This is a genomic window from Mycolicibacillus koreensis, assembly GCF_002104795.1.
GTDB classification, from domain to species: domain Bacteria; phylum Actinomycetota; class Actinomycetes; order Mycobacteriales; family Mycobacteriaceae; genus Mycobacterium; species Mycobacterium koreense.
The window spans coordinates 1-16,228 of sequence record NZ_NCXO01000014.1 but is presented as its reverse complement, the minus strand read 5'-3'; the positions used below and the strand labels follow the sequence as shown (position 1 = coordinate 16,228).

At 70.6% G+C, this 16,228-nt stretch carries 14 protein-coding genes; 9 read left to right on the top strand and 5 right to left on the bottom strand.

The annotated features are described in order from the left end of the window. Positions 1 to 2 precede the first annotated feature (2 nt). The 3 genes from B8W67_RS08370 (at position 3) to B8W67_RS08360 (ending at position 3,184) form a co-directional block, all read left to right on the top strand. On the top strand, positions 3 to 1,760 hold the full coding sequence (locus B8W67_RS08370; protein WP_234806702.1) for an MmpA family trehalose lipid delivery protein: 1,758 nt from the start codon (positions 3 to 5) through the stop codon (positions 1,758 to 1,760). Between the two features lie 141 nt (positions 1,761 to 1,901). Further along, on the top strand, positions 1,902 to 2,141 hold the full coding sequence (locus tag B8W67_RS08365) for a hypothetical protein (RefSeq protein WP_069390756.1): 240 nt from the start codon (positions 1,902 to 1,904) through the stop codon (positions 2,139 to 2,141). A gap of 101 nt (positions 2,142 to 2,242) precedes the next feature. Then, positions 2,243 to 3,184 (top strand): Abi-alpha family protein, encoded by a 942-nt coding sequence (locus B8W67_RS08360; RefSeq protein WP_085303408.1) that lies wholly within the window; start codon positions 2,243 to 2,245, stop codon positions 3,182 to 3,184. Here B8W67_RS08360 and B8W67_RS08355 read toward each other — a convergent pair whose 3' ends face one another. Beyond that, positions 3,185 to 4,519 carry a DUF445 domain-containing protein gene (locus B8W67_RS08355; protein WP_069390758.1) on the bottom strand — a complete coding sequence of 445 codons (1,335 nt, stop codon included), beginning with the start codon at positions 4,517 to 4,519 and terminating at the stop codon, positions 3,185 to 3,187. It lies immediately after the preceding gene. 202 nt (positions 4,520 to 4,721) lie between these two features. On the opposite strand from B8W67_RS08355, the gene B8W67_RS08350 reads away from it, so the two are divergent. Then, a complete protein-coding gene (locus tag B8W67_RS08350) occupies positions 4,722 to 6,008 on the top strand; it encodes a PucR family transcriptional regulator (RefSeq protein ID WP_085303406.1) in 1,287 nt (428 codons plus the stop codon). A gap of 17 nt (positions 6,009 to 6,025) precedes the next feature. Here the strand turns inward: B8W67_RS08350 and B8W67_RS08345 are convergent, their stop codons facing one another. Beyond that, positions 6,026 to 7,216: a glycosyltransferase family 4 protein gene (locus tag B8W67_RS08345; RefSeq protein ID WP_085303404.1), complete on the bottom strand. Its 1,191-nt coding sequence runs from the start codon at positions 7,214 to 7,216 to the stop codon at positions 6,026 to 6,028. Between the two features lie 47 nt (positions 7,217 to 7,263). Between B8W67_RS08345 and B8W67_RS08340 the strand changes: the two genes are divergently transcribed. After that, positions 7,264 to 8,052, top strand: coding sequence for a class I SAM-dependent methyltransferase (locus tag B8W67_RS08340; protein ID WP_085303403.1), 789 nt, complete (start codon positions 7,264 to 7,266; stop codon positions 8,050 to 8,052). A 105-nt stretch (positions 8,053 to 8,157) separates the two neighbouring features. Beyond that, the gene (locus tag B8W67_RS08335; RefSeq protein ID WP_085303401.1) at positions 8,158 to 9,636 is read left to right on the top strand and encodes an aldehyde dehydrogenase; all 1,479 of its coding nucleotides are present in this window, start codon (positions 8,158 to 8,160) and stop codon (positions 9,634 to 9,636) included. A 60-nt stretch (positions 9,637 to 9,696) separates the two neighbouring features. Here the strand turns inward: B8W67_RS08335 and B8W67_RS08330 are convergent, their stop codons facing one another. Both B8W67_RS08330 and B8W67_RS08325 read right to left on the bottom strand, forming a co-directional pair. Continuing rightward, entirely contained in the window at positions 9,697 to 11,232 is a 1,536-nt protein-coding gene (locus B8W67_RS08330) for a DUF4153 domain-containing protein (protein ID WP_085303399.1), read from the bottom strand. A gap of 219 nt (positions 11,233 to 11,451) precedes the next feature. Next, entirely contained in the window at positions 11,452 to 13,284 is a 1,833-nt protein-coding gene (locus B8W67_RS08325) for an acyl-CoA dehydrogenase (protein ID WP_085303397.1), read from the bottom strand. Positions 13,285 to 13,567: 283 nt separating this feature from the next. On the opposite strand from B8W67_RS08325, the gene B8W67_RS20820 reads away from it, so the two are divergent. Next, complete coding sequence (locus B8W67_RS20820) at positions 13,568 to 13,714, top strand: hypothetical protein (protein WP_163797212.1); 147 nt, start codon at positions 13,568 to 13,570, stop codon at positions 13,712 to 13,714. Between the two features lie 40 nt (positions 13,715 to 13,754). On the opposite strand, the gene B8W67_RS08320 is transcribed toward B8W67_RS20820, so the two are convergent. Continuing rightward, a complete protein-coding gene (locus tag B8W67_RS08320; protein WP_085303395.1) occupies positions 13,755 to 14,516 on the bottom strand; it encodes a DUF2249 domain-containing protein in 762 nt (253 codons plus the stop codon). A gap of 85 nt (positions 14,517 to 14,601) precedes the next feature. Here B8W67_RS08320 and B8W67_RS08315 point away from each other — a divergent pair, with 85 nt between their 5' ends. Then, positions 14,602 to 15,315 carry a helix-turn-helix transcriptional regulator gene (locus B8W67_RS08315; RefSeq protein ID WP_085303393.1) on the top strand — a complete coding sequence of 238 codons (714 nt, stop codon included), beginning with the start codon at positions 14,602 to 14,604 and terminating at the stop codon, positions 15,313 to 15,315. A 10-nt stretch (positions 15,316 to 15,325) separates the two neighbouring features. Further along, positions 15,326 to 15,991 carry a class I SAM-dependent methyltransferase gene (locus B8W67_RS08310; RefSeq protein ID WP_069390766.1) on the top strand — a complete coding sequence of 222 codons (666 nt, stop codon included), beginning with the start codon at positions 15,326 to 15,328 and terminating at the stop codon, positions 15,989 to 15,991. Positions 15,992 to 16,228 lie beyond the last annotated feature (237 nt).

The window sequence follows — 16,228 nt, the reverse complement described above, 5'->3', positions numbered from 1 at the left end:
GGGTGAGCCCGCATCGAGCCGCGGGCCACCGCGTCGCGGCCCTGGCCGCCCCGGGGTACGCCCTGGCTCTGACGCTGCTGGTGACCGGCCCGCTGTGGCGGCCGGGATATCTGTTGCTGCGCGACGCGGTGGCCACCCCGCGCTCCTATCTGACCGACGCCGCCCTCGGGTTGGGTCCGGCCGCCCCGCGTGCGGTGCCGCAGGATTTTCTGGTGGCGGTGGCCTCCCGGGTGCTCGACGGCGGCGTGGTGGTCACCGCGCTGCTGGTCGCGGGGGTGTGGCTGGCCGGCGCCGGAGCGGCCCGTCTCGTGCACCAGGTGCTGCCGCAGACCGGTCTGGGGGGCCAGTGTGTGGCGGTGACGGTGGCGATCTGGAATCCCTACGTCGCCGAGCGGCTGCTGCAGGGGCATTGGAGCCTGCTGGTCGGCTACGGCGCGCTGGGATGGGTGGCCGCGGCGGCGGTGCGGGCGCGCACCGACCCGACCGCGGGCGCGACGACGTTGGCTGCGCTGATGTTCTGGGTGGTTGTCGCGGGGCTGACGCCGACCGGCGTGATCCTGGCGGCGCTGGTGGCGGTGGTGATCGCCGTCGGCGCCGGCCCACCGGGGCCGCGCTGGCCGACGCTGTGCGCCGGCCTCGGCGCCGCGTTGGCGGCGGCCGGGCCGTGGCTGGCGGCGGTGGTGGTCAACCCGGAGCCGTTGGCGCCGGTGGGCTCGGCCGCGCCCGGGGTGGCGGCCTTCGCCGCGCGCGCCGAACCGGGGCTGGGCACCCTCGGCGCGGTGGCCGGCCTCGGCGGTATCTGGAACGGCGAGGCGGTACCGACCTCACGGACCACCGCGGTGGCGGTGCTGGCCACCGCGGTGCTGCTGGCGGTGGTGGCCGCCGGGATCCCGACGGTGGCGCGCCACCCGGCGGCGCGGTGGCTGCTGGTGGTGGCCGCGGTGGCGGTCGCCGCGCCCGCGGCGGCGGCCACCGGGGCGGGCCAGGCGGTGCTGACGGCCGCCATCGACGCCGCCCCCGGGCTGGGGGTGCTGCGCGACGGGCAGAAATGGGTGGCGTTGGCGCTGCCCGCCTACACACTGGCCGCGGCCGCGGCGGTGCCGGTGCTGGCCCGCTGGCTGCGCCCGGCGCTGGCCGCGGCGGTGTGCTGCGCGGCGCTGCTGGCGGTGCTGCCGGATCTGGCGTGGGGCGTGTGCGGGGCGGTGCGCGCGGTGCACTACCCGCCGGGGTGGGCGGCGGTGGCCGCGGCCGTCAACGCCGATCCCCGCCCGGTGGCGGTGCTGCCGGCCGGTTCGATGCGCCGGTTCGGGTGGGCCGGGCCCGCCCCGGTGCTCGACCCGCTGCCCCGCTGGGTGCGCGCCGAGGTGCTGGCCCCCGGCGACCTGGTGATCTCCGGGCGGGTGGTGCCCGGCGAGGGTGTCCACAACCACGCGGTGCAGCAGGTGCTGCTCGACGGCGCCGACCCGGCCGCTCTGGCCGCCGCCGGGGTCGGCTGGGTGGTCATCGACGACGGCGGCGCCCACGTCGACCCGGATGTGGCGGCGACCCTGCAGCAGCTGCCGCTGCAGTACGGGGATGCCGACCTGGCGGCATACCGGGTCGGCGGCCAGGCGCCCGGTGCCTCCGCCGGTGCCCGCCGGATCGTGATCGGCGCGCACCTGCTGTGGTTGGCGGTGGGCGCCGGCGCGGCCGCGGTGGCGCTCACCGCACGCCGCCGCGGTGCGCCCTCGACGACCGAGGGTGCCGGACAAGTGCTGTAGTGCGGGGAACCGCTGTCCGCCGACGACGAAGGCGCCGAAAGTTCATGGCCGCCGCGGACAAGCCCCGCCTGCCCGCGGTTTCCTACCGTTTGGGGTGTCAGAAGAAATCACGGGCAACCGCCCACGGTAAAGGAGCACATCATGGCAAACCCCAGCGTTTTCAACCTCGTGTCGAAGCTGCTCGACAGCACCAAGGACTTCGTCGACGAGGTGCTCGACAACGCGGAGACCCTGGAGACCGACCTCACCGACATCACCAAGGACACCAAGGATTCCAGCGTCGAGGCGCTGCGGGCCCGGGCCAAGAGCCTCAACGAGCAGATCGAGAAGCTGGCCAAGGTCGAGAACCAGAAGAAGGCCAAGAAGGTCGCCGCCAAATAGTCCGATCGTGCGGCGCCGAGCACCGGCCCCACTGACCAGCACTCGTGCCGTCGGTGGGGCCGTATGCTTCGGTGCACACCCACCACGCAAGCGAGGGCCCCATGGATGGCCAGGACAGGGACCGGCCGACCGCACATCGGTCACCTGAGCCCGCCGGCGACCCGGACCTGCTTGCCCATCTGCGTGACACCGCCGCCGCGCTCGCCCGGATCGTCGACGACGGCAACCGGGCCGCCCGCAATCTCTCCGGCGTCCTCGACCAGCTGGGCGGGGCCGCGGCCGCCCCATCGTCGTCTAGGGCCGCGCGGCCCGGCTCGACCGTCGACGCATTCACCGCGCTCACCGACATCGTCGGCACCGTGGTCGACGCGGCCGCGCTGCCCAGCGCCGGGCTGCAGTCGGCGGCGGCCCTGGCCTCCGAGGTGCCCGGAGGGGCCGCGGTGGGCGACATCGTCGACCAGGTCGTCACGACGTTGCGCGGCAGCGACGCGCGCGACAGTGCCCAGGCGCTGCGGCGCCGCGGCACCGCGCTGATCGCAATCTCCTACCGTCCCGACTGTCAGCGCCGCGACCTGCACCCGGCGTTCGCCCGAATCCTCGACGAACTGGTCCCCGACGAGGCGCGAATTCTGCGGTTCCTCGCCGTCGCCGGTGTGCAACCGATGCTCGACGTGCGGACCAAGACGTTGTTTCAGATCGGGTCGGAACTGTTGGTCGACGGTGTCAGCATGGTCGCACCGATGGCCGGATGCCGGTGGCCCGACCGCGATCAGCACTACTTCGCGAATCTGGGCCGACTCGGCCTGATCGACCTCTCCCCCGAACCGGTGGCCGACTACCGTAAATACGCGCTGCTGGAGGTGCAGCCCCGCGCGTTGGAGGCCACCGAGACCACGAAGTCGCTGACGATCTACCGCAGCGTGGGGCTCACCGCGTTCGGACGGCAGTTCGTCGACGTGTGTTTCGACACCGACGGCTACGACGCCGGCGGTTGGGACACCGACGGCCGACAGGACAGGATCCGCGGCCGGCGCCGGCGGTGATCACCACCCGAACAGCAGCAGGTGCACCGCGCCGACGACCATGCCGAGCAGCCCGCCGTGCACGTACAGCAGCCACGCGTCCTGCTCGATCGCGGTGTAGAGCATCTCGCCGAAATCAGCCGGGGGCAGTTCCCGGAACTTGGTGGTGGCGAACCGGCGGATCTTGGTGGCCTTCTCGTCGTTGAACTCGGGGGTGCAGAACACTTCCGGGGCGAAGTCGATGAACTGTTGGCCGGCGCTGCGCTGCAGGGCGTCGCGGTCGACCAGCCCCAGCGTGTCGGCCATGGTGCTGACCACCGGGGTCAGGATCGCGGTGATCTCCTCGGCCACCACGTCCTCGATGAACGCCGCGGTCTTGTCGGCACGGGTGCCGTGGAGGAGTTCGTGGGTGAAGTTGGTGGTGGTGAGCACCTCGGTCGACAGCATCGTGGCGAACTGTTCGGCGGCCTCGTGTTGCCGTTTGGGCAGCAGGCCCTGCCGCCACAGATACCGGTAACGAGGTTGCGGCGTGCCGGGTTCGAACACGATCTTGACGGCCAAGATGTTGACCACGACCCCGATCATCGCCGCACCGGCCAACACGATCAGCCACGACGGGACCGCTGACAGCACCGGCGGCTGCTGGTCGCGCACGAAGTTCAGATACAGCGCCAGCGGGAATCCGAACACGAAGCCCAGGGCGCCGATCCGCACCATGAACCGCAGCTCCGGGCCGCCGAAGCCCTTGAAGATGTCGCAGAGCACACCGGGGTTGCGCCGCAGGTAATTGACCGTCATCAACTTGACGTCGAGCAGTTCGTCGATGTGGTCGCCGATCGTGGCGAAGGCGCGCTGGGAGATCTGCGGAAGCCGCCGTTCGATCGTCGCCAGCACCCCCTGCTTCAGCGGTGACGGCAGCACCTGCCACAGCAGGCTGTGCTGGTTCTCCAGCACGTCGGTGGCCAGACGGCGGACGCTGGGCCGTGCGGCGTCGGCCAACTGCTCGGCCAGGACCTCCGGCTCGAGTTCCTGGTAGAAGTCGGCGATCCCGCCGATCCGCAGGATCGACTTGTCCACGATGAGGCTGGCCATCTTCTCTGCGCGGCACGGGATGAACCCCTGGAAGCCGAGCACACCGCCGGGAGCGAAGATCGGCAGGATCTGGGCCTTGCGGGGCAGGAACCGGAACACCGGCTGCAGGCCGCGCAGGTGAAACCCGGTGAAATGCACCGGGGCGAACAGCATCAGGACCCCGGTCCAGTTGGTGATCAACCCGGCGATGGCGCTGAAGATCGGAATGCTGACCAAGTCGACCACCAGGTGGGACTGGCCGGTCAGCTCCTCCCAGTCAATCATGTTCTCTCCGAACGGCCGAAACGGTGGGCACCGCGGTCTGCCGGCGCACCGCCCCGGACCGCCTCATCGACGGATCCGGGCCGGCTTTGGAAGAAACCCTAGGCAGGCGTGCGGACCGCATCTACGTCATCACGAGATCAACTCGGCGCCCGTCGCTGTCTTCCGGGGACATATCCGGCGGTGACGGACTACGGTGTGGCGGATGACCCGTCCGCCGTCGACCGCCGACGCGGCGGTGGTCGACGCCACGGCGGCGGTGTCCGGGCGACTGGATCAGCGCCTGTCCGAGGCCACCCGGGCGATCCAGGATCTGGTCAGTCGCGAGTCGCCGGATCTGGCCGGGGACGCTCCGCTGGCGCAACTGCTGCGCGAGGTGGTGCTCGCCAACGTCGAGACCTGTTTCGCGGCGATCCGCCACAACATCCCCGTTGCGGAGGTGAAGGCGCCGACGATCGCGTTGGAGCACGCCCGGCGACTCGCCCAGCGCGACGTGGCGGTCAACGAACTGGTGCGCGGCTACCGCGTCGCGCACGCGGTGGCGCTGAACCTGGTCCTCGACGAGATCCGCGCTGCCCGCCTCGATCCCGAGCTCGCCCTGCGGGTCGTCGAACAGATGTCGATGATCTCGTTCGGCTACATCGATCAGATGTCACAGCACGTGGTCACCGCCTACCAGGAGGAGCGGGAGCGGTGGCTGGAGAACCGCAACGCCCGGCGCGCCGCGTTGGTGCGTGACCTGCTCGACGGGGGTGACATTGCCGGTCAGGACATCGACGCGATGACCCTGGCGATCCGTTATCCGCTGCAGCGGTGTCATTTGGCGGCGGTGGTGTGGTCTGCGACGCCAGGCGAGGCGGACCGGTCAGCGGCCCTGCACCGGTTCCTCGGCGACCTCGCCGAGATGTCGCCGTTGCGGGCGGAGCCGCTCGTCATCGCCGTCGACGACGCGACGGTGTGGGTGTGGCTGCCGGTACCGCAATCCGACGCCGCGGAGGTGATGGGCCGCGTCCGGGCGCACGCAGAGGCCGCCGGCGAGCACATCTGGATGGCGATCGGCGCACCGTTGCCGGGCCTCGACGGGTTCCGCCGCTCCCATCAGCAGGCACTGGCGGCACATCGGGTGGCAACCGGATCCGCTGCGCCGCAGCGGGTCAGCGCCGCCGACGACGACGGACTGTCCGCGGCGGCGCTTCTCGGCGCCGACCTCGACGCCGCGCGGGCCTGGGTCAACGAGGTCCTCGGGCCGCTCGCCTGCGCCACCGAGGGCGACGAGCGGCTGCGCGGGACACTGCGGGTGTTCCTGGGCACCGGGTCGAGCTTCAAAGCGGCCGGCGAGAAACTGCACTACCACGTCAACACCATGAAATACCGCGTGCGCCGGGCTGTGGAACGCCGCGGACGACCGATCGACGAGGACCGCCTCGACGTGGAGATCGCCCTGCTGCTCTGCCACTGGTACGGCCCCAGCGTGCTGCGCCCGCCGGACTGACCGTCGGCCCGGACCGCTCAGACCAACCCGCTGATGATCTCCCCGGTGCGGACCGCCTCGAGCACACTGCGCATCGAGTCTGCGCTTTGACGCCACGAGAATTCAGTGCTTCGAGCCTGGGCTTTCTCCCCGAGTTCGGCGCACAGCACTCGGTCGGTCAGCAGCCGCATCAAGGCATCCACCAACCCCGCGCGGTCGTCGACGAGCAGCCCGGTCACCCCGTCGACGATCGAGTCGCACAGTCCCCCGGCCGACCGGTAGCCGACCGTGGGCACCGCGTGCTGGGCCGCCTCGATGACCGCCAGCCCCCACCCCTCTTTGCGGGACGGCAGGGCCTGCACCCAGGCCCGCTGCAGCAGTTGATGTTTGGTGTCGTCGTCGACGTGACCGTGGAAGGTGACCGCCTCGGCGATCCCGATCCTGGTGGCGTGCTCGGTGAGCCGGTCGCGCCACCACCCGTCGCCGATGACGTCGAGGTGCACCTCGGGAAGATCCCGGCGCAGCGCGGCGAGCGCGTCGAGTGCGTCCTCGATCTGCTTGTGCGGCACCAGCCGCGACAACACCACGATGCGCGGGGTCGTCGACCGGCCGCCGGTGAGGCTGGATTCGGGAGCTTCGTCGAGGCCGTTGCGCACCACCGCGATCCGGTCGTGGCCGACGCCGAGGTCGACGAGGTCGCGGGCCGACGGCAGCGACACCGTGACGTACTGGTTGCGCCGGTGCAACCGCGGGGAGAGCCGCGATTCGACGAACCAGCCGACCCGTCCCATCACCGCGCCGGCCACCGGCCACTGGGCGCGGTGGCAGTGATGCACCAGCACCGCGACCCGGCGGCCGTAGAGCAGCCGGGCCATGAACGGCAGCCCGTTTTGGGTGTCGATCACCACGTCGGGACGCACCCGGGCCAGCGGGCCGATCCCGATGCGCGCACCGGCCAGCGCTGCCAACGCCCGCAGATACACCGTGTAGCGCCCGCCGGCGCGGTCGATGGCGACCCCGTCGACGACGTCGTGGCGCCGCACCCCCGGGTAGCGGGCGGTCCGCAGCGTGACCGCCACCCCGTCGGCGGCGAGTTCCGCACCGATGCGCTGCAGGTAGGCCTCGCTGCCCCCGCCTTGCGGGTGACCGGTGTCGCGCCAGCACAACAGCAGCACCGAGGCGACCGCCGACGGCGGTGGCCCCGATCTGCGGCGCAACGCGGTGAACATCAGCTCACAGCCTAACGGGTGCGGAGAGCACCGTAGGGTGGGCCGCGATGGCCGGTCCCGCGTTCACCGCCCGCCTGCGCCGGCGTGCCACCCTGGCCCGCGCGGTGCGCCTGCTCGCCGAGTTCCGCCACGAGCAGTCCGACCCGGACCGGTTCTACGGCGCGCTGGCCGCCGACACCGTCGCGCTGGTCACCGACCTGTGGACCGGGCTGCGGGGCGCGCCCCCGACCGGCGCCACCCTGCTCGACGTGGGCGGCGGACCCGGGTACTTCGCGACCGCGTTCACCGCCGCCGGGGTGCGGTATGTGGGCGTCGAGCCCGATCCTGCCGAGATGCACGCCGCCGGCCCGGGGCCGCGACCCGGCGGGACCGCGGCGTTCGTGCGGGCCTCGGGGATGGCGCTGCCGTTCGCCGACGATTCGGTGGACATCTGTCTGTCGTCGAACGTGGCCGAACACGTGCCGCGGCCCTGGCAGCTCGGCGCCGAGATGCTGCGGGTGACCCGCCCGGGGGGGCTGGTCGTGTTGTCCTACACGGTGTGGCTGGGGCCCTTCGGCGGCCACGAAATGGGCCTGACCCACTATCTCGGTGGGGCGCGGGCGGCGGCCCGCTACACCCGCCGCCACGGCCACCCCCCGAAGAACAACTACGGGTCGTCACTGTTCGCGGTCTCCGCCGCCGCCGGGCTGGACTGGGCGGCGCACACCGGGGCGCTGGTGGCCGCATTCCCGCGCTACCACCCGCGATGGGCCTGGTGGCTGACCTCGGTGCCGGGGCTCCGGGAGTTCACGGTGAGCAACCTGGTGCTGGTGCTGCGCCCCGGCTCGACCGACTGACTGAAACAGGTTCTAATCTGACGTCCGGCTGAGTAGTGTGACAGCCACAACAACGTTGACCCGGTCACCGCCGAGCGCGGTGAGCGACATGAGGAGCGGTAAGGCATGGGTGATGGCACGGTGAGCACGGCGACCGAGTACGACACACTGTTCATCGGCGGCACGTGGACGGCGCCGAGCACCGACGCGGTGATCGAGGTGCACTCCCCGGCGACCGGGCAGTACGTCGGCAAGGTGCCGTTGGCCGCTCCCGCCGACGTCGACGCCGCGGTGGCCGCCGCCCGCGACGCCTTCGACAACGGTCCGTGGCCGTCGACCCTGCCGGCCGAGCGGGCCGCGGTCATCGGCAAGGCCGTCGAGTTAATGCAGGAACGCAAGGAGCTGTTCACCAAGCTGCTCGCCGACGAGACCGGTCAGCCCCCCACCATCGTCGAGACCATGCAGTGGCTGGGTTCGTTGGGGTCGTTGACCTACTTCGCCGGCGCCGCCGACGACGTCACCTGGCGCGAGACCCGCACCGGCTCCTACGGGCAGACCCTGGTGACCCGGGAGCCGATCGGGGTGGTCGGGGCGATCGTCGCCTGGAACGTGCCGCTGTTCTTGGCGGTCAACAAGCTCGGCCCGGCGCTGCTGGCCGGCTGCACCGTGGTGCTCAAGCCCGCGGCGGAGACCCCGCTGAGCGCCAACGCGCTGGCCGAGGTCTTCGCCGACGCCGGGCTGCCCGAAGGGGTGCTGTCGGTGGTGCCCGGCGGCATCGAGACCGGCCAGGCGCTCACCGCCAACCCCGATGTCGACATCTTCACGTTCACCGGTTCCTCCGCGGTCGGCCGTGAGGTCGGCCGACGCGCCGCCGACCTGCTCAAGCCGTGCACCCTGGAGTTGGGCGGCAAGTCCGCGGCGATCATCCTCGAAGACGTCGACCTGGCCACCGCCGTGCCGATGCTGGTGTTCTCCGGGGTGATGAACGCCGGGCAGGGGTGTGTCAACCAAACCCGGATCCTGGCGCCGCGGTCCCGCTACGACGAGGTCGTCGACGCGGTGACCACATTCGTTGCGGCGCTGCCGGTGGGGCTGCCCGACGACCCGGCCGCCCAGGTGGGACCGCTGATCAACGAGAAGCAGCGCACCCGCGTGGAGGGCTACATCCAGAAGGGGATCGACGAGGGGGCGCGACTGGTCTGCGGGGGCAAGCGCCCCGAGGGACTCGACACCGGCTATTTCGTGCAGCCCACCGTCTTCGCCGACGTGGACAACACGATGACCATCGCCCAGGAGGAGATCTTCGGTCCGGTGCTCTGCGTGATCCCCTACCAGGACGAGGCCGAGGCGATCCGGATCGCCAACGACTCCGACTACGGCCTGGCCGGCAGCGTGTGGACCTCCGACGTGCCCCGCGGCATCGAGATCTCCCAGCAGATCCGCACCGGCACCTACGGCATCAACTGGTATGCGTTCGACCCGGGTTCGCCGTTCGGCGGCTACAAGAACTCCGGGATCGGCCGGGAGAACGGACCCGAAGGCGTGGAGCACTTCACGCAGCACAAGAGCGTGCTGATGCCGATGGGCTACACCCTGGAGGACTGAAACCACCCTGGAGTACTGGCCCCCGGCGGACCGGACCCCGGCGAACCGGGCAGACCCCGATCAGCGGGTGATGTGCTCGGTGGGCGCCGCGCAGTCCGTCGCGTCCGTGGCGGGGATGGCTTCGGCCGCGGCCCGGGCGCGGGCGATGTTGTACTGATACCACGGTTGCGGGGCGACCGCGCCGATTTTGCCGCGCAGGCAGTCACGCAGCGGCGCGTCGAGGGCGTCGAGAGCGGGCAGCGCGTCGGCGGAGAGCTGCCCGAGGTAGACGGTGTCGAGCCGACCGTTCTGCTGATAACGCTTGATGTTGTGCTCGGCGATGAAACGGTCCGGGTTGATCATCGCCAACCCGAGTAGCGCCAGCGCCCCGGCGATCATCACCGACCGCGGCAGCCACCGCCCCGACATCGGTATCCCGGCGCCGAGAATAAGCAGAAACACTGCGCCGAGCCAGAATTCAACCGTGATGACCATCAACCGAAGATCGGTGAACCCGTAGGCCTGCTGATAGAGCCACATCCGGTGCGCCGCGGAGATCACGATCACCACCGACAGGGCGCACAGGGTGCCGATCAGCAGTCGGATCAGTCGCCGGTCCGCCACCGTGGCGCGTTGGGCGACCGTCAGGGTGGCTGCGATCACCAGCAGCGTCAGCGCCGAGACCATCAGCAGTTGCCAAAAGCCTTGCCGTGCATAGTCGGCGTAGGTCAATCCGGCGGTCTCGAGGACGTGGCGATGGCCCCCGAAGAGCACACTGGCCTGTACCGCCAGGAACGCCGCGAACAGCACGTCCAGGGCGGCCAACGGCACCGCCCATTCCCAACGGGCCACCGACCACGCCCGGCGCACCCGTAATGCGTCGAGTCGGGGCGGAAACCGAAGCAGATAGGCGCCGGACAGCACGAACATGGCGACTATTGCGAAAACAACGCTGCGCATGATGATTTCATCACCATCGAGGCGCGGAGCTACCCCGCGAAGCAGATGCGCGAAGGCGACGTCGGCGTCGGCGAACAACAGGCCGAACACCGCCAGGAGCCCGACGGTGGCTCCCGCGACGATCACGACCCGACGTAGGTCGGTGCGCCCACCGGACAGTTCGATCTGGCGACCCCCGCGCTGCACCCAGCCGCCCACCCGGACGCCCAGGACCCACGGCAGCCACGGCCCCAACAGCACCGCGGCCCAACTGGACCCACCGACAAAGGTGCACCATCCGACGACCCAGGCGGCCATCACACAGACCACGCTCACCCAGCCTGCGGCCAGCACCGCCGGCACCGTGAGCAATGCCAACGTCACTGCGATGCCGATGGGCTCGGCACCACGGGGAGCGCGCCGGGACGTGCCGTAGACCGCGGCGAAGACCAACACCCCGACGATCGGGTACCCGATGCTGGCGACCGAGATCCGCCAGATCAGCGTGCCGGCCACCCCGGCCACCACCGCAGCCAGCACCACCGCGGCCGGCGCGCCGGCCAGCGGGTTCACCGGCCAGATCCGGCGCGGCCACAGCGTCCATCCCGGCTCCCCCGGTTGAGGCAGCAGCGGCCCGTGCACGGGGCCGACGGGCGTGCTCGACGGTGTCGTCGTCATCGTTCGCCTTCCTGTTGGGGAATCATCACCCGGATGCGCGCACCACAGCCACCAGGTCCAGGCCCGGCCGCAGCCGAGCGGCAATCGCCAGGTCCGGGGTGGGTTCGTCGTCGACCACCAGGATCCGTCTCATGGGATCGACTCTAAGCAGCGGTCGTGGACCTTCTCCGCACAGAATGTGAAGGTTGTGTGCAGATCGGCCAGGTGCCGGGCGTCCGGTTAGAAGGCTTCCTCGGCGAGGTCCATCACCGCCAGGTCGACGTTCTCGGCGGTCGCCCGCTCGGCGGTGAGCCGCGGAAGGACGTTCTTGGCGAAGAAATTGGCAACTGCGACCTTGCCGGCATAGAAGTCGGCGTCGCCGGCCGCCCCGCTGTCGAGGGCGCCGAGGGCGATCTCGGCCTGCCACAGCAGCAGCCATCCGATCAGCAGGTCACCGCAGGCCAGCAGGAACGGCACCGATTTCAGCGCCAACCGGTACAGCTGGCGGGTGTCTTCCTGCGCACCCATCAGATACCCGGTCAATGCCCCGGTCATCGCCTGCACCTCGTCGAGCGCGGTGCCCAGAACCACGCGGCCATCGGCGAGTTCGGGGCGGGCACCCTCCGCGTCGAGGAATCCGCGGATCTGGCCGACCAGGTGGCCCAGGGCCACACCGCGGTCGCGGGCGATCTTGCGGAAGAAGAAGTCCTGCGCCTGGATGGCGGTGGTGCCCTCGTAGAGGGAGTCGATCTTGGCGTCGCGGATGTATTGCTCGATCGGATAGTCCTGCAGGTAGCCCGATCCGCCGAAGGTCTGCAGCGACTCGGTCAACGTCTGGTAGGCGCGCTCGGAGCCGACGCCCTTGACGATCGGCAGCAGCAGATCGTTGACCCGCCCGGCCATCTCGGCATCGGCACCGGAGACGATCTCGGCCACCGCCGGATCGTGGTGTGCGGCGGTGTAGAGGTACAGCGCCCGCAGCCCCTCCGCGTAGGACTTCTGCATCATCAGGGCGCGCCGCACATCGGGGTGATGCATGATCGTCACCCGCGGAGCGGTCTTGTCGGTCATTTGGGTCAGGTCCGCACCTTGCACGCGGGTCTTGGCGTACTCGAGTGCGTTGAGATATCCGGTGGACAGCGCGGAGATCGCCTTGGTACCCACCATCATCCGGGCGTACTCGATGACCTTGAACATCTGCGCGATCCCGCGGTGGGTGTCACCGACCAGGTACCCGACCGCGGGGGTGCCGTGCTGGCCGAAGGTCAGCTCACAGGTGGCCGAGGCATTCAACCCCATCTTGTGTTCCAGGCCGGTGACGAAGGCCCCGTTGCGCTCGCCGGGTTCCCCGGTCTTCGGGTCGGGCAGGAACTTCGGGACCAAAAACAGGCTCAACCCCTTGGTGCCGGGCCCGGCCCCCTCGGGGCGGGCCAACACCATGTGCATGATGTTCTCGAACAAGTCGTCGCTGTCGCCGTTGGTGATGAACCGTTTCACGCCGTCGATGTGCCAGGTGCCGTCGGGCTGCTCGATCGCCTTGGTGCGCCCGGCCCCCACGTCCGATCCGGCGTCCGGTTCGGTGAGAACCATGGTGGCGCCCCAGTCCCGTTCCACCGCCAGGGTCGCCCAGTGCTTCTGCTGCTCGTTGCCCAGGTCGTAGAGGATGTCGGCGAACAACGGTCCGGCCAGGTACATGAACGCCGCCGGGTTGGCGCCGAGGACGAACTCGCTGATCGCCCAGGCGACCATCGCCGGCGCCGGCACCCCGCCGACCGCCTCGGACAGCCCGATCCGGAACCATTCCCCGCCCTGCCAGGCCCGAAACGACTCCTTGAACGGCTCGGGCAGGCTCACCACGTGGGTGTCCGGGTCGAAACTCGGTGGGTGACGATCGGTCTCGGCATAGGACGCGGCGGTCGGCCCCTCGGCCAGTCGCGCCGCCTCGGCGAGCATCTCGCGCACGGTGTCCCCGTCGAGGTCACCAAAAGCACTGTCGGCGAGGGCTTTCTCCAGGCTCAACATCTCGAACAGGTTGAACTCGAGATCGCGGACGTTGCTCTTGTAGTGACTCATCGGGACACCTTTCCGAAGACACCGTCACCCGGGCACCCCGCCGAATCCGGTGAGGTCAGGGCCTGCCGTTGATGTCGAGAGTAGCCGCTTAACGCCGCCGGAGAGGCGTGCTTGGCCACGTTGCCGGTAGCCGAGAAGGCGGCGAAATCACCAGGTCGCCCCCTCGCGATCGGTGATCCAGCTCACAGCGACCGGTGCATCGCAAAATTAAGAGAACTATATGATGGACATCAGTCGCGGTGGGCAGGAGTCACCAGCCCCCTCAAGCGAAGGAGACACGACGATGTGGAACGTCGAGCTCAACATCGCCAGTCATCAGTTCAGTCATCGCCGCATTTCCCGACGCACCCGACGTCCGCTGCTGGCGTTGCGCCGCACCGGACGCGGTCGGCTGTCGGCGCGCCGGGCGCACCTCACCCCGGTGACGTGAGCGGGCCCGGCCCGACCCACGCCACCGGCGGGGGACGGTGTCAGCGCCGCCCCAACATCAACCGCCACACCTCGGGGCCGCGTTCGATGTAGCTGACGACGAGGCCGCCGTTGGAGCGCTGCTCGAGCTGGTGCAGCAGCGGAATCGGGTCATGGTGGGCGATCAGTTCCATCGCCGCCCCCGGCGGCACCGCGTCGAACGCCCCGAACACCGTGGCATGGCGGATGGCGTGCGGGATCGTGCGCACGTCGAGCACCGGAACATCGGAGTCGTCCTCCGCGCAGGCGCACTGATGCCCGCCGTGCTCGTCGGAGCCGTGCCCGACCAGCTCGGTCATCCCGGCGGTCACCTCGGCGACCGAGACCTCGGAGTCGGCGGCCACGATCGGCAGCAGCCGGTCGGCCTCGTCGCCGAGTTGGGCTTCGACCAGCACCCGCAGCGCGTGGGCGTCGGCGATCATCCGCAGCGGCGACCGTTCGTTGCGGATCTGCTCGACGAGCACCCCGATGCCCCGCTGGCGGGCGATCATCGACTCGATCAGCGGACGGGCCCGGTCGGTGCGGGCGGCGGCCGGGTAGAGCCGCTCGGCGGCGACCTCCCCGTGCGGCAGCAGCTCGTTGGTGGCGAACCCGAGCACCGCGGTGCGGTTGGTCTCGATGTCCCCGCCGCGCTCCGCCGCCGACAACAGGGAGTCGGTCAGCATGGCCACCTGGCCGACGAGCTCAGCGTGGTGGGTCCGCACCGCCTCCACCGCCTCGGAATCGGCTGCGGTGGACGCGACAAAAACCTCATTCGCAGACATCAGTCGGCCTCCTCTCCACTGGTTTTCTGGGTGGGATCTCACCCGATGTGGCCGAACACCGTCTGAATTTACTACAGTTATTTCCGTGGAAAATAGTGGGCTGCTCGGACCGGCCCCCGCCCCCGCCGGCACCGCGGAGGTGGCGCTGTCGGCGCAACGCCTCGCGGTACTGCACCACGTCCGCAGCCACGGGCCGGTGTCGGTGGCCGACACCGCCGCCGCCCTGGCCCTGCACCCCAACACCGTGCGCGCCCACCTCGAGGCCCTGACCACACGGGACCTGATCGAGCGCACCACCGTCGCCGACGGTCGCCGCGGCCGCCCGGCTGCGCACTACCGCCCGTCGGCCACCGACCCCACCGCCCAGGTGCGGGCCTTCGCCACCCTGGCCACCGTCCTCGCCGATCAGCTCGCCCGGATCAGCCCCCACCCGGAGCGCGACGCCGAGGAGGCCGGGGTGGCGTGGGGACGCGATCTGGCCCACCAGACCGCCGGGCACCACCGCGGCACCGATGCCCGCGATGTCGTCGTCGACGGCCTGGCCCGGCTGGGCTTCGCCCCGTCCCCGCCGGATCCCGATGCCCCCGGAGGTGGGATCGCGCTGCGGCGCTGTCCGCTGCTCGACGCTGCCCGGCGCAATCCCGACGTCGTCTGCCGCGTCCACCAGGGCATCGTCGTGGGGATGCTCGATCAATTGCAGGCGCCGGTTGCCACCGAGCTGGTGCCGTTCGCCGAGCCCGGCGCGTGCCGGCTGCGGATGCCGTCGCGACGCCGCGACCCGGCGACGAGATCACAGTAGGCTCCAGGCCATGACCACCGAGCCCACCAAATGGGGCCAGCAGACCCTGTTCGACCGAGCCAATGTGGCCGCCTACAGCTTCGGCGTGGAGAACGCCTGGATCGCCCGGCCGTTCGGTCGGCTGGTCTGGGGCACCGACGCCGGCCGGTTCTACGAGGCGACCCGGGTCCTCGCCGAGGTGCCCGACGGCGCGGCGGTCCTCGACGTGCCCTGCGGGGGCGGGGTGGCGCTGCGTGGGCTGCGCCCCGGCCAGCAGGTGCGCTACGTGGGCGCCGACATCTCCCCGGACATGCTCAGCCGGGCCCGCCACCGCGCGGCGCAGCTCGGGGTGGCGGGTGCGGAATTCCATATCGCGGACATCACGAAACTGCCGTTCACCGACGCCGAGTTCGACCTGTGTGTGTCGTTCAACGGTCTGCACTGTCTGCCCGACCCGGCCGCCGCCGTGCGCGAGCTCGCCCGCTGCCTCAAACCGGGCGGTCGGCTGGTGGGCGACAGTTTGGTGCGCGGCGCCGGCTGGCGCTACGACAGGGTGCTCGATGTGTTCGGCCGCGCCGGGGTGTTCGGCCCCGGCGGCACCCTGGGGGAGCTGATGGGCTGGATGGCCGATGCCGGGTTCACCGTCGACACCCTCGAACAGTCCGGCGCGGTGGCGCATTTCAGCGCCCACCGGTGACGCCACCGCACTCGCCCCTCCCCCGCGTCTCGTGGGCGCGCGGGTTCGTGAGTTGGTGTTGGCGGCCTGTAGTTAGGCGGGGCAGTTAGGCGGGGTTGTCTTCGTGGTCGTCTCCGGGTTTCTTCTCGGGGGCGTTCGCGTGGTCTCCGGCGTGGTCTGTGGCGTGGTCGTTGCCGTGGAGCAGTTTTTCTGGGTGGTGGAAGGTGTTGGTGCCGGGTGTGGCGCGGGTGGTGTGGG

Bases quoted from the DNA above. Each gene is read 5' to 3' on its own strand.
- B8W67_RS08360 (WP_085303408.1), top strand. From the start codon at position 2,243: ATGGATGGCCAGGACAGGGACCGGCCGACCGCACATCGGTCACCTGAG.
- B8W67_RS08340 (WP_085303403.1), top strand. From the start codon at position 7,264: ATGGCCGGTCCCGCGTTCACCGCCCGCCTGCGCCGGCGTGCCACCCTG.
- B8W67_RS08325 (WP_085303397.1), bottom strand. From the start codon at position 13,284: ATGAGTCACTACAAGAGCAACGTCCGCGATCTCGAGTTCAACCTGTTC.
- B8W67_RS08310 (WP_069390766.1), top strand. From the start codon at position 15,326: ATGACCACCGAGCCCACCAAATGGGGCCAGCAGACCCTGTTCGACCGA.
- B8W67_RS08335 (WP_085303401.1), top strand. From the start codon at position 8,158: ATGGGTGATGGCACGGTGAGCACGGCGACCGAGTACGACACACTGTTC.
- B8W67_RS08345 (WP_085303404.1), bottom strand. From the start codon at position 7,216: ATGTTCACCGCGTTGCGCCGCAGATCGGGGCCACCGCCGTCGGCGGTC.
- B8W67_RS08365 (WP_069390756.1), top strand. From the start codon at position 1,902: ATGGCAAACCCCAGCGTTTTCAACCTCGTGTCGAAGCTGCTCGACAGC.
- B8W67_RS08355 (WP_069390758.1), bottom strand. From the start codon at position 4,519: ATGATTGACTGGGAGGAGCTGACCGGCCAGTCCCACCTGGTGGTCGAC.
- B8W67_RS20820 (WP_163797212.1), top strand. From the start codon at position 13,568: ATGTGGAACGTCGAGCTCAACATCGCCAGTCATCAGTTCAGTCATCGC.
- B8W67_RS08320 (WP_085303395.1), bottom strand. From the start codon at position 14,516: ATGTCTGCGAATGAGGTTTTTGTCGCGTCCACCGCAGCCGATTCCGAG.
- B8W67_RS08330 (WP_085303399.1), bottom strand. From the start codon at position 11,232: ATGACGACGACACCGTCGAGCACGCCCGTCGGCCCCGTGCACGGGCCG.
- B8W67_RS08350 (WP_085303406.1), top strand. From the start codon at position 4,722: ATGACCCGTCCGCCGTCGACCGCCGACGCGGCGGTGGTCGACGCCACG.